The sequence below is a fragment of the Steroidobacter gossypii genome (assembly GCF_016801985.1).
Taxonomy (GTDB): Bacteria; Pseudomonadota; Gammaproteobacteria; order Steroidobacterales; family Steroidobacteraceae; genus Steroidobacter; species Steroidobacter gossypii.
Map to the genome: position 1 here is coordinate 85,413 of NZ_JAEVLS010000002.1, position 13,053 is coordinate 98,465.

Sequence of the window (13,053 nt, forward strand, 5' to 3'; positions counted from 1 at the left end):
CGTTGGACATCCACAAGCGCGTCGAACGGAAACTGCTGCTCCACGTCGCGAGCCTGGTGTTTCTGTTGTATTTCTTTTTCGCCATCGATCGCGGCAACATCGGCTTCGCCGCCTTGCAAATGAACGATGCGCTCGGGCTCAGCGCCGAAGTGTTCGGCTGGGGCTCGGGCTTGTTCACGCTGGCCTACCTGCTATTTCAAGCGCCGAACGCCGAGCTGCTCCGGCGCCTGGGCGCAAGCCGCGGGTTCGCAATCATCGCTTGCGCCTGGGGCCTGGTATCGACCTCCACGGCGTTCGTCCCGGATCAGTTCTGGTTTCTGGTGAACCGTTTCGCGTTGGGCGTGGCCGAGGCGGGCTTCCACGCCTTCATGATCTATTACATCAGCAGGATTTTCCCCAAGCGGGTACGCGGCCTGGCCGTCGGCCTCAGCTTCATCGCCGTGCCGTGTTCCATGATCATCGCGTCGCCGCTTTCCGGCGCATTGCTGGGCGTGGACTGGGCCGGTTTTCACGGTTGGCAGTCGTTGTTCATCCTGGAAGGTGTGCCGTCGGTGCTCATGGGGCTGCTGTGCCTGAAGCTGATTCCAGATACGCCGGCCGATGCGAAGTTTCTGACGGAGCAGGAGCGCACGTGGCTGATTGAGGAACTCGGCACGGTCAGCGACAAATCCGCGGAGTCGAGCGCGCTTGGCAACATTCGTGAGGCGGCGTTCAATCCGCTGGTCTGGGCGCTGGGCTTCGTGCTGTTCACCATGGTGCTGGCCATCAATGTCATGACCATCTGGATGCCGCTGATGATTCGGCAGGTGTCCGGTGCGGGCAATCTCGCGGTGGGCGCGCTCAACAGCCTGCCGTGGATCACCTTCAGCATCGGCTGTCTGCTGGCCGGTCGCAGCTCGGATAAGGTGAAGGATCGGGCGACTCCGTTGCGAGTGTCAGTCGCGATCGCAACGCTGGGATTCTTTCTCTCGGCGGCGTTGCAGGAGGCGAATACGGTACTGGCATTCGCTGCATTCTTGCTTGCCTGCCTCGGTGCAGGCGGTGCTCAGGGCGTGTTCTGGGCGCTGGCCATGCAGCTTCTCGAGGGACGCGCGGCCGCGGCGGCATTCGCGATGATCACGGTTGTGGGTAGCGGCTCCGGTGTCTTCGCGCATCCCTTGATCGGCAATCTGCACGATTCGACGGGATCCTTCGGAGGCGTGGTCTGGACGCTGGCTGCGTTCTACGTCGCGGCATTCGCGACGTTGCATTGGATCTCGCGCGCCCGCACTCCCGGCACTCCGGATGACTCTACGAATGGGTTGCAGCCGAACGCGACCCCGGTGATCGACAAGTAACCGATGACAGAATCCAACGAACTTTCCCGATCCTTGGCATCGTTTGTTGTCTCGACACGATACGAGGATATCCCCGAGCACACGCGCGAGATGGCGAAGCGCTGCCTGCTCGATGGCCTCGGTGTGTCGCTCGCCGCGACCGGCCTCGCTCCCGTATGTCGACCGTTCGTCGAGCATGCGATGGAGCAGGGCGGGCATACGCAAAGCACAGTGTTCGCGAGCGGAGTTCGGCTGCCCGCAGCGATGGCGGCGTTTGCCAACGGTGCGCTGGCGCACGCACTGGATTTCGAAGATGCGCATGACGAATCGCTGCTACATCCGAATGCGCCAACCATTCCTGCGGCGCTGGCCGTCTGCGAAGCGTTCGGGCCGATCGAAGGCAAAGAGCTGATTGCGGCGCTCGTTCTCGGGTGCGATGTCGCTTGCCGATTGAGTCTCGCGCTGCGCGTGCCGCTGGATGAGTATGGATGGTATCCGCCGCCCATGATCGCGGCGTTTGGCGCTACCGCCGCCGTTGGTAGACTGCTAAAGCTCAATGAGCAGCAGCTCATCGATGCATTCTCGCTGACGCTCGGCCAGGCAACCTGTAGCGCTGAGCTCAAGTTCAGTCCACATTCAGATATTCGCGCCGTACGCGATGCATTCCCAGCGCAGATCGCCGTGACTTCGGTGCTGCTCGCGCGCAAAGGCGTACGGGGCTTCGATCGTCCGTTCGAAGGTCGCGCCGGCTTCTTCGCTCTGTATGCGCGAGGCGCTTACGAGCCTGAAACGGTCACTCACGCGTTTGGCGAAAGCTTCGCGATCGACCGGATCTCGTTCAAGCCGTATCCCTCATGCCGGGGCACACACGTATATATCGAGGCCGCGGCCCAGCTCGTTCGGGAACATCGGATCGATTCGAGTGACATCGTCAGCATCAAACTGGTCGGCAGTCGGCTCAATCTGATGCTCGCCGAACCGGTGGCTCAGAAGCGCCGACCTGCAACAGCCATCGACGCGAAGTTCAGTCTGCCATTCACCGTGGCAACGGCGTTGCGGTGTGGAACCGTGACGCTGGATGATTTCACCGATCGCGCCTTGCAGGATGCGGCCGTGCTTGATCTAGCCGGTCGCGCGAACTTCTCCGCCGATCCCGCGCGTGGAACGGCGGGTCCGGATGTGTTGCGAGGTTCTGTCGAACTGGAATTGTCCGGTGGCCGTCGAGTCAAGCTGCAAATCGACCAGCCGTCCGGCAGTCCCAGCCGACCTGCCTCGGAGGCCGCGCTCATCGAGAAGTTCCGCGATTGTTGCCGTCGCGCTCGCTCCGAGCCGGCGCCACCCCTCATCGACCGGTGGGTCGAGCAAATACTCACGCTGGAGAAATGCGCCGATGCGGGGGAGATTGCACGCTTGATGTAGCCGTGTGATGCCACGACCGTATTTCTCCGCATGCGGGTTTTTGCGGGGGGCGATAGTGTCCGGGGCTGCAGGACAGCGACCGTCGTCCGATGAGCGTACGCGATTGGCAATTCTTGCCCGATAGTCTGGACACTCCGCAAGAATCCTGGCGCGCGGGATGGTTGCTCCCCGTCATCGTTGCGCTCGGCATTCTCACCTTGGGCGCCGCCATCACGGCGGCCTTTGTGCTGTCCATGGAACGGGCGGCGATGACGCTCACTCGCAGCACGCTCGAAGAGCGCGCGGCTCACACCCAGAATGCGATCGAAGAACGCTTGTCGGCGTGCGAGGCCGTGCTCCGCGGTGGGGCGGGTTTCATCGACAACGCGTGGCCCATCACTGAACAAGAATGGCGTCGCTTCTCGCGACCGCTGAATCTCGCCAAGGTGCTCACGGGCGTGCAGGGTTTTGGATACGCGGCCGTGGTCGACAAGCTCGTCTCCAGGGAGATGAGCCCGCTGCCGCGAGGGTTCTGGAGCAATCGCGCCGGACGCGGCAATCATCCGCAGACCGCGATCCTGTTCCTCGAGCCGCAGGACGAAAGAAACAAAGAAGCGCTGGGCTTCGATATGGCAAGCGAGCCGGTGCGTCGCGCGGCCATGGAGCGTGCACGCGATGAGAACGTCGCGGCGGTTACCGCCAAAGTGACCTTGGTGCAGGAGATCGACTCGTCGCCGCAGCCCGGCTTTCTCATGTATGTGCCGGTGTATCAGCGCGACTTGCCGGTCGCCACGGTCCCGGAGCGGCGCAACGCGCTGCTCGGGTATGTCTACAGTCCGTTTCGTGCGGGCGATTTCATGGAAAGCGTGTTCGCAACCGATCCCAGGGATGTGGAGATCGAAGTTTATGACGGCCAGCAGATTCGCGCCTCGGGCTTGATGTATCGGCGCTCGGCTCATGAGCGCGTTGCCGCGGACAGCATCCATCTGCTTCGTTACGTAGCCGTCGGCGGTCATCACTGGACCCTGCGCATCGCCGCCGCGCCCTCGATGATCAGAGCCAATCAACTGGTTCCCGCGTGGATGGTGTGGGTGGGCGGAGCGCTCGGCACGCTGCTGTTGAGCGGTCTCGGTTTTGCGATGGCGCGCAGCCGGCAAATGCTCCGCGAACGTGTGCTCGCGGATCAACGGTTGCTGCAGCAGGAGCGGGATGCCGCGACGATTCTGGAAAATTCGCTGGAGGTGTTCATCGTCATCGACGAACAGGACCGGATCCTGGAGTGGAACAAACAAGCGGTGCACACCTTCGGCTGGACCAAGAGTGAAGTCCTCGGGCGCCAGCTCGCCGACATCATCGTGCCCGAGCGCATGCGCGAGGCGCACATGGAGGCGGTCAGGAAGTTTCATACGCGTCCTCATACCGTGCTCGGCAAACGAGTGGAAATGCCGGCGCTTCGCAAAGATGGCGTCGAGATCGTGGTGGCGATCTCGATCGCGTCGACTTTGCGACGGGGCAAAACCGTGTTCTTCGCATCGCTGCGAGATATCACTGCACGCCGGCAACAGGAAGAACAGGTGCGGCAGCTCAATGCGACACTCGAGCAGCGGGTTCGTGAGCGTACGCAGGAACTCGAGATGGCCAATCGGCGCCTGCAAGTGGCGTATCGCGATCTGGAAGCATTCACGCGCAGCGTGTCTCATGACCTGCGTGCGCCGCTGCGAGCGATCAAGGGCTACTCGGCGTTGCTTGCGGAGAACCTCGGTACTTCGCTGTCGAGCAGGGCCCAGCGTGATCTGGACGGGATCGCATCGACCACCCGCCGCATGGATGGCATCATCGATCATCTGCTGAAACTGGCGTCGGTGTCGCAACGTGAGTTGCAGACGCAGGATCTGGATCTGGGCGAGTTGATGCGCCAGGTGGTCGCGGAGCTTGGCCCGCAGCCTTCCACGCAGGTTCATATTTCGTTGTCGTCTGCTTGCGTGCGAGCAGATCCGGGGTTGCTGACGTTGGCGCTGAGGAATCTGATTTCCAACGCCATCAAGTTCTCGCAGACCCGGCCGTCGCCGGAGGTCTGGATCGGGGCGACGGAGGTGGAACAGACCCGAGCGTATTTCATTCGCGACAACGGCGTGGGCTTCGATCCGAAGTATTCAGCGCGGCTGTTCGGGGCCTTTCAGCGCTTGCATTCGGAGCGCGAGTTCGAGGGGACCGGCCTGGGCTTGACCATCGTCAAATCGGTGATCGAGAAACACGGTGGGCGCGTTTGGGCGGAGTCGCAGCCGGGCCAGGGCGCGACCTTCTATTTCGTGCTGCCTGCCTGCTGAGTCCATAGACACAACGATTTGCGGAGGCGCCCCAAAAAGGGTATTGAAAAAGCGACGACCGACTCGGATGAGGAGATTCCGAAGGCCCTGGAGCTCGGCCTCACGCTGGACGAGGCCAGGAGCTGGTTGCGCGGCCTGGACTGACCCGGCTGCATCAAGTCGAGTATCTCGAATTGTCACAATATCAACAGACCACCCTGTCTCCGGCGCTATTGACCAAGGCGCTGCTGCGCGCCGTCGAGCAGCTCGGCCTGGCGGACCCGTTGCCGTCCATGCTCGGCGCCGGGCCCGAAGAAGTTGCTCAGTTGCAATCGGGCACGCGCGAGTTGGATCCGCAACGTCGGGAATGGCAAGCGGCGCTCGAGGTGGTCGGCCTGTTCCGAACCAGTATCGAAGTGCTGGGCAGTGTGGAGCGCGCGAAGCAGTGGCTCGGCACGGCCAACGACGTGCTGGGCGGCCGGCCGATCGACCTACTGAAGAGCGCCGAAGCCGAACGGGTGCATCGTTATCTCAAGTCGGTGCGCAAGCACGAGCTTCGCATGCCGCCGCCGAGCCGGCGCGAGCACTGATCACAACGTGAACCGATAGCCCACGCCGTAGATGGATTCGATCATTTCATCGCCCGGGTGAGCCTGCTGCAGCTTGCGTCGCAGGTTCTTCACGTGACTGTCGACGGTGCGATCGGTCACGACGCGATGATCCTCATACAGCGTATTCAACAGTTGCTGGCGAGAGAACACGCGGCCCGGCGAAGCGGACAAGGTTTTGAGCAGCCGAAACTCCACCGGCGTGAGATCCAGCGTCTGTCCATTCAGCACGGCTTTGAACCGGGCTTCGTCGATGCTGAGCCTGGAGTTCACCTGCGCCTGAGCCTGCTGCGGAGTCCGACGCAGAATCGCTTTGACGCGCGCCACGACTTCACGAGGGCTGAACGGCTTGCAGATATAGTCGTCCGCACCGAGCTCCAGCCCGAGCAAGCGATCGATCTCTTCCACGCGCGCGGTCACCATGACGATGGCGATGTTGCTGAAGCTGCGCACGTCCTTGCAGATCTCGAGGCCGTCGCGACCCGGCAGCATCAAATCGAGCAACATCAGATCGAAGTGCGATGCCTTGAGCGCCGGCACGACTTCGCGACCGTCGCCGACGATCTGTGTGTGATAGCCCGCGGTGGTCAAGTAGTCCGCCAGCAGCTGTGCGAGTTTCGGTTCGTCCTCGACGATCAGGATTCTGGCTGGGCTGGCACTGTCGCTCATATCACACCTGCACCTCACGAAGCCGCGGCAGGCGGATGCTCATCAGCAATCCGCCGAGTGGCGCGGCGCTGGCAGTGATCGTACCCCCATGAGCCTCGACGATATTGCGGCAGATCGCGAGGCCGAGCCCTGCGCCGCCGTGCGAACGATTGCGCGAGGCCTCGGCACGCACGAATCGTTCGAAGATACGAGGCAGCATGTCGGCAGGAACGCCCGGGCCTGAGTCTTCGATCTCGACCAGCACCTCAGCATTGTCGATGCGACAACCGACGCGCACGACGCCACCGGCTTGCGTGTACCTCGCACAATTCTCGAGCAGGTTGTTGAACAGCTGCTGCAATCGTCCTTCGTCGCCGTTGACCATCACGGACCGGGCAATGTCCGTTTGCACCTTGAGCTCTCGCTCGGCGAGCCGCTGCTGGAATGCGGCGAGGGTGGCGTGCAGCACGTCGTCGATTTCGATCTGCGCCATGCGATAGCTCAGCGCGCCGATATCCGAGAGCGACAGATCGTAAAGATCGCTGACCAGCTTGTTGAGCGTTGTAACTTCCGATTGCAAGGAAGCCAGCGTCGCGGGCGTCATGGCCCGCACGCCGTCTTCGATGGCTTCCAACTCGCCTTTCAACACCGACAACGGCGTGCGCAGCTCGTGTGAAACATCCGCCATGAACGAGCGTCGCAACTGCTCGTTGTGGGCCAGCGCCTGCGCCAGACGATTGAAGTCTTCCGACAAGCCGCCGATCTCATCCTTGGAGGTGACCGGGATGCGCACGCTGTAGTCGCCACTGGCCAGATTGTGAGTCGCTGCCGTGATTCGTTTGAGCGGCGTCACCAGCAAGCGCGACAGCCACCAGGCGGCGAGGGCGGCGACGATGACCGTGCCCCAGCCGATCAGCCAGTTCTGAGTGAGCTGTCGCTGTTGAAAGCGCACGTCGGCGGCGGCAGTCGCCTGCTGATATGGAATCAGGGCGAGCCAGCCGACGGTGCGACCGTCGACCACGACCGCTCGCATCGAAGCGTCGCGGGGCACGTCGCGGTTACCGATGACGATGTTCCTGTCGGCGTCGAGCAAAGTGAGCCGCAAGTGTACGGCGCTGAACTCCACTTCCGAGAACTGTGGCGGCCCGCTATCGCGTTCGCGTCGGGTGCGATTGTCCAGCAGGCGATACCAGGCGCGCGGGTTGTGATGCAGAAACCTCCAGCTGCCCTCCGTTCTGTAGGCCTCTGCCAATCGGGGCACGACTGAATCGGCGTATGCGCCGCTCTGCTCGTTGAGATAGCCGATGAAGCCGCGCGTGAAGCTGATCCGGGCGGATACGCCCATGGCCGCCACGGTGGCGATGCTGATCGCCACCAGGACCAGGAACAGCTTGGTCGAGATGCTCCATTTCATGGGCCGGCATTAAGACCTGTCCCTCGGGGTTCGGCAAGGCTTGGGGCGCGGCAACGCTCGCGACTCCACAAAGTCTTCAATTTCTCTCCACGTTTGCCGCCCATGCTCGTCCCATGGTGACTTCGATGGGCAGGGGTTCGGACATGAAGCAAACGAGAGCGCCCGCCGGCGTGTTCAGCGGCTGGCGCAAGATGGAGCTGGCGGCGGTGCTCGGCGCGGCGGTGATCGCCGGGGCGTGTCATTACATCGGGCAGGATGACGCGAACGGACTGCAGACAGTCACCGTCACGCGCGGCGACCTGCAGAAAAGCATCACCGCCGTAGGGTCGATCGAGCCCAAGGATTATGTCGACGTGGGCACGCAGGTGTCGGGCCGCGTCATGAAAATCCATGTGGAAATCGGCGATCGCGTGGCCAAAGGCGATCTGATCGCCGAGATCGATCCGACAGTGTACGAGTCCACCGTCCGAAAGGATCGTGCCACGCTCGAGAATCTCAAGGCGCAGCTGGAACAGCAGTTGGCCGAATCCGCGCTCGCCGCCACTCAGTTGAGGCGCAATCGGGAAATGCGCGCAGCCGACGCCGTCAGCCAGACCACCGTCGATGAGGCCGAAGCGCAGGCGAAGGTCGCGGCGGCAACGGTGAGCGCCACACGCGCGCAGATCAGGGCCGCCGAGGCGACACTCGAAGGCGATCTGGCGAATCTCGGCTACACCAAGATCTACGCGCCGCTCGACGGCACCGTCGTTTCGCAAACCACGCTCGAAGGGCAGACGGTGAATGCCTCGCAGTCCGCGCCCGTCATCGTGCAAGTCGCCAACATGGATGTAATGACGGTGTGGGCGCAGGTCGCCGAAGCCGATGTGAGCCGCATTTCGGTCGGCATGCCGGCGCATTTCACCACGCTCGGCATGCCCGACAAACAGTGGCATGGCAAGGTCCGCGCCGTGTATCCCACGCCGGAAGTCGAGAACGACGTGGTTCTCTACAACGTGCTGATCGATGTCGACAACCGCGAGGGCCAGCTGCTGCCGCAGATGACGGTGCAGGTGTTCTTCACACTCGGCGAGGCGAAGGATGTGCCGCTCGCACCGATCAATGCTCTGCAAGCTCGGCGCGACGCTGGGGCCAACGCTTACAAAGCAAAAGTGCTGACGGACAACGGCATCGTCGAGCGCGACGTGAAGATCGGTCTCACCAATCGTTCGACGGCGCAGATCGTCTCGGGCTTGCTGCCGGGAGATCGGCTGATTGTAACAAACGCCGCGCCTGCAGGCTCTGCGGCGGCGGGCGGTCGCATGCGGCAGATGGGACCGCGTCTGTAAAGCGAGCTCACTGCCTGGGTCAAGGATATGAAACATCAAGACGACACCCCGCTGATCCGCGTCGTGGACGCCAGCCGCGTCTACGCAAGCGGCGATTCCGAGATTCGCGCGCTGGACCATGCGTCGCTCGAGATCCGTCGCGGCGAGTTCGTGGCCATCATGGGTCAATCCGGCTCCGGCAAGTCGACCTTGATGAATATCCTCGGCTGTCTCGATCGTCCCGACGCTGGTCGTTACGAAGTGAACGGCGTGGACGTGGGCACGCTCGATCCCGACGAGCTGGCGGCGCTACGTCGCGATACGTTCGGGTTCGTGTTCCAGCGTTACAACTTGCTGGCCACAGTGACGGCCGCTGAGAACGTGGAGTTGCCCGCAATCTACGCAGGCATGCCGCAGCAGGCACGCAGGGATCGCGCACGCAGCTTGCTGGCGAAGCTCGGTCTGGGCGATCGAACCGACCATCGGCCCAATCAACTGTCGGGCGGTCAACAGCAGCGCGTGTCGATTGCCCGCGCGCTGATGAACGATGCCGAAGTGATTCTGGCGGACGAGCCCACCGGCGCGCTCGACAGCCGCAGCGGCGCTGAAGTCATCGCGCTGCTGAAGCAGCTACATTCGGATGGCCGCACCATCATCTTGATCACTCACGATGCGGCGGTGGCCGAACACGCCGAGCGCATCCTTCATATCAAGGATGGTCGCATCGTCGAGGACTCCGGGGTGAAGCGGGTCGCGACAGGCGCCATCACCGAGCGCGCTTTGCAGCCTGCGCAGGCGGGTTGGCTCGACGATCTGAAGGAGGCCATGAAAATGGCCGTGCGCTCGCTGCGAGCCAACAAGTTTCGGAGTGCGCTGACGCTGCTCGGCGTGATGATCGGCGTGGCGGCCGTGGTTACCATGCTGGCCATCGGCAATGGCAGCAAAGAGGCGGTGATGCAACAGATCGCCTCCATGGGCAGCAATCTGTTGCTGGTGTTTCCGGGGGCGCCCGGTACGCGCCCCTCCGGCGACATCGCGACACTCGTACCCGCCGATGCTCGGGAAATTGCAACGCTGGACAACGTGGTCGCCGTGTCCCCCGAGCGCAAAACGCGCGCCACGCTGCGCATGGGCTCGGTGGACTATCAGAGCAACATCACCGGGGTGTGGCCCAGCTATCAAATCACTCAGAACTGGCCGATGGCCAGTGGCACGTTCGTGACCGAAGACGATGTTCGCAGCTACGCCACGGTCATCGTGCTGGGTCAGACGGTCGCCAGAAACCTGTTCTCCGATGATGAAGATCCGGTCGGTAAGTTCATCCTGGTGTCGAATACGCCGTTCGAAGTGATCGGCGTGCTGGCCAGCAAGGGCGCCAACGCCTTCGGCTCCGACATGGACGATGCGGCGTTCGTGCCGCTGTCCACCGGCTTCAGTCGTTTGTTCGGTCAGCAGTATCTGGCTTCGATCAACGTAAAGCTCGCGGACGATGCGAAGACCGCGGCCACGCAGGAAGAGATTCGGCAGCTGTTGATCTCACGCCATCACCTCGAGGACTTCCAGATCCGCAGCACCAGCTCGTTCATGGCCGCTGCCGCTTCCACACAAAACACGCTGACGCTGTTGCTCGGCTGTGTCGCGGCGATATCGCTAATCGTCGGTGGCATCGGGGTGATGAACATCATGCTGGTGAGCGTAACCGAGCGGACGCGCGAAATCGGCGTACGCATGGCGACGGGTGCGCGAGCCAGCAACATCCTGTTGCAGTTCAACACCGAGGCCTTGGTGGTCTGCGGCATCGGCGGAGTGATCGGCGTGGCGTTGGGCTTCACGGCGGGATTCATTGCTCAGGCGCTTGGCACCAACGTCGCCTTCACGCCGACGCCCGCGCTACTCGCGTTGGGCTCGGCGCTGCTGACAGGCGTGCTGTTCGGTTATCTGCCGGCCCGCAAGGCCGCGTACATGGATCCTGTCGTCGCGCTGGCATCGGAGTAATCAAGATGAAAGTGCATGGTTGTTTAAAACGCGCATTGATGGCTGCCGCGGTCGGTGTGCTCGCGGGCTGCAGCCTCACACCGCAGTATCAGCGGCCGAGTGCCAGTCTGCCCGAGTCCTGGGCGGAACAGACGGCGGCAGTCAGTGACGCCGCGCCGACCGAATGGCGTGAGCTGTTTCACAACGCCGAACTGGAACAATTGATGGCTGAGGCACTCGCGGCCAATCACGATCTCGCCGCCGCGGCGACCCGCATTGAGCAGGCGAAAGCGACCGCAAAGATGGCCAGCAGCAGATTGGTGCCATATGCATCGCTGTCGGTGTCGGGTTCGCGTCAGCGCGAAATCGGTGGCAATCGTACGCTGGCGTCGTCGGACGATTCGCAGCTTTCCGTGAGCTATGAGCTGGACCTATGGGGCGCCAATCGAGCCAGCGTGCAGGCGGCGTCGGCGCGGGTGGCGGCTCGCGAATACGACCTCGAAAGCACCAAGCTCGTGCTGCAGGCCGACGTTGCGTCTTATTACTTTCAGACACTCGCGCTGAAGGATCGATTGGCGATCGCACGGAAAAATCTGGAAGCGGCGCGTTCGCTGATGTCGCTTGTCCAAGTCCGCTACTCGAATGGCGCGGTCAGTGGTCTGGACGTCGCCCAGCAGCGCACCGCTCTGCTCAGCATCGAAGCAGAGCTGCCGGTGCTGCAGCAGAGCCTGACCGAAACACAGAGTGCGCTGGCATTGTTGCTCGGCCGGGCGCCGCAAGCGTTCAGCGTTCGCACCGAGTCGCTCGCCGATGCGATCCCGCCGTCGATCGCTCCGGGTCAGCCGGGCGATCTGTTGCAGCGTCGGCCCGATATTCGGGCGGCTGAAGCAGGGCTCGTTGCCGCCAACGCCGACGTTGGCGTGGCTCGGGCAGCGCTCTATCCAAGCATGCAGCTGAGCGCCACGGGTTTGGTGACTGACTGGGTGACGGGCGGCTCATCGACGCTCGCGGCGCTTGCGACTTCTTTGTCACAAACGTTGTTCGATGGCGGCGAGCTCAACGGTCAGGTGCAACTGGCGGACGCGTCGCGTCGCGAGCTGGTCGAGACGTATTTGCAAACCGTGCTCACCAGTGTAAAGGAAGTGAACGACAGCTTGATGGCTGTGAGCACCGCGGAGCGCAGAGCCGAGCTGCTGACTGAAACGGTGGAGCAGGCGCAGCTGGCGCTGCGCCTTGCCACCTCACGGTATCAGGCCGGTTCGGAAGATTTGCTGACCGTGCTGGAAAGCCAGAGCTCGCAATTGAACGCCGAGGATTCGCTGGTGCAAGCCAGGCTCGCGCGCGTGAACGCCTCGATCACATTGTTCAAGGCGCTCGGCGGCCCTTGGTCGGCCGGTTAACGCCCGGCAACTTTCGCGGCGATTTCGGCGACGTGTCGCCCCTGGTAGCGGGCGCCGTCCAGCTCGATCCTGGACGGTTGCCGGCTGCCATCGGTGCCGGCGATGGTCGACGCGCCGTAGGGCGTATTGCCCATCACTTCGCTGACGCCCATTTGGCCTTGGAAGGCATAGGGCAGGCCGACGATGATGAAGCCGAGGTGCAGCAGCACGGGATGGAATGTCAGGATGGTGGATTCCTGGCCGCCGTGCTGAGTATTGGATGAGGAAAACACCGAGCCGACCTTCCCGACCAGCGCGCCGCTGGCCCACAGCGCGCCGGTGCGATCGATGAAGCTTTTCATCTGGGCCGTCATGTTGCCGTAGCGCGTGCCGGTACCGAAGATGATGGCGTCGTACTGCGGCAGTTCCTCCACCGTCGCGATCGGTGCGGGCTGATCCAGTTTGTACCCCGACTTGCGCGCTACTTCTTCGGACACGATCTCGGGAACGCGCTTCACATCCACCTGCGCACCGGCAGAGCGTGCGCCTTCGGCCACGGCCTGGGCCATCTGTTCGATATGCCCGTACGAGGAATAATACAGAACCAGCACTTTCGCCATGACAACCCTCCGATGCGATAGATCCGTGGAACGCGGCGGCGTCGCGCGGGTTCCTGCTCGGTCGGAGCTTGCCGTGGATGCGGCCG

The 13,053-nt window shown here is 62.8% G+C and carries 10 protein-coding genes; 7 read left to right on the plus strand and 3 right to left on the minus strand.

Annotated features, from left to right (window positions below; genetic code table 11):
- Positions 1-2: 2 nt before the first annotated feature.
- The 4 genes from JM946_RS07785 to JM946_RS07800 all read left to right on the plus strand — a co-directional run bounded on the left by JM946_RS07785 (position 3) and on the right by JM946_RS07800 (position 5,610).
- Positions 3-1,337, plus strand: a complete 1,335-nt coding sequence (locus JM946_RS07785; protein WP_218042676.1) for an MFS transporter — start codon at positions 3-5, stop codon at positions 1,335-1,337.
- A 3-nt stretch (positions 1,338-1,340) separates the two neighbouring features.
- The gene (locus JM946_RS07790) at positions 1,341-2,735 is read left to right on the plus strand and encodes an MmgE/PrpD family protein (RefSeq protein WP_218042678.1); all 1,395 of its coding nucleotides are present in this window, start codon (positions 1,341-1,343) and stop codon (positions 2,733-2,735) included.
- An 89-nt stretch (positions 2,736-2,824) separates the two neighbouring features.
- Positions 2,825-5,041 carry a CHASE domain-containing protein gene (locus JM946_RS07795; protein ID WP_203166641.1) on the plus strand — a complete coding sequence of 739 codons (2,217 nt, stop codon included), beginning with the start codon at positions 2,825-2,827 and terminating at the stop codon, positions 5,039-5,041.
- Positions 5,042-5,214: 173 nt separating this feature from the next.
- Positions 5,215-5,610: an MbcA/ParS/Xre antitoxin family protein gene (locus JM946_RS07800; RefSeq protein ID WP_203166642.1), complete on the plus strand. Its 396-nt coding sequence runs from the start codon at positions 5,215-5,217 to the stop codon at positions 5,608-5,610.
- On the opposite strand, the gene JM946_RS07805 is transcribed toward JM946_RS07800, so the two are convergent.
- Together JM946_RS07805 and JM946_RS07810 are read right to left on the minus strand one after the other, a co-directional pair.
- A complete protein-coding gene (locus tag JM946_RS07805) occupies positions 5,611-6,297 on the minus strand; it encodes a response regulator (RefSeq protein WP_203166643.1) in 687 nt (228 codons plus the stop codon).
- 1 nt (position 6,298) lies between these two features.
- Positions 6,299-7,690, minus strand: a complete 1,392-nt coding sequence (locus JM946_RS07810) for an ATP-binding protein (protein ID WP_203166644.1) — start codon at positions 7,688-7,690, stop codon at positions 6,299-6,301.
- A 143-nt stretch (positions 7,691-7,833) separates the two neighbouring features.
- On the opposite strand from JM946_RS07810, the gene JM946_RS07815 reads away from it, so the two are divergent.
- Genes JM946_RS07815 through JM946_RS07825 form a run of 3 tightly spaced genes read left to right on the plus strand, consistent with a single transcriptional unit; the run spans position 7,834 to position 12,368 of the window.
- Positions 7,834-9,015 carry an efflux RND transporter periplasmic adaptor subunit gene (locus JM946_RS07815; protein ID WP_203166645.1) on the plus strand — a complete coding sequence of 394 codons (1,182 nt, stop codon included), beginning with the start codon at positions 7,834-7,836 and terminating at the stop codon, positions 9,013-9,015.
- Between the two features lie 27 nt (positions 9,016-9,042).
- A complete protein-coding gene (locus JM946_RS07820) occupies positions 9,043-10,989 on the plus strand; it encodes a MacB family efflux pump subunit (RefSeq protein ID WP_203166646.1) in 1,947 nt (648 codons plus the stop codon).
- 5 nt (positions 10,990-10,994) lie between these two features.
- On the plus strand, positions 10,995-12,368 hold the full coding sequence (locus JM946_RS07825) for an efflux transporter outer membrane subunit (protein ID WP_218042680.1): 1,374 nt from the start codon (positions 10,995-10,997) through the stop codon (positions 12,366-12,368).
- Here the strand turns inward: JM946_RS07825 and wrbA are convergent.
- The gene (wrbA, locus tag JM946_RS07830) at positions 12,365-12,967 is read right to left on the minus strand and encodes an NAD(P)H:quinone oxidoreductase (protein ID WP_203166648.1); all 603 of its coding nucleotides are present in this window, start codon (positions 12,965-12,967) and stop codon (positions 12,365-12,367) included. The genes JM946_RS07825 and wrbA overlap by 4 nt on opposite strands.
- Between the last annotated feature and the right edge of the window lie 86 nt (positions 12,968-13,053).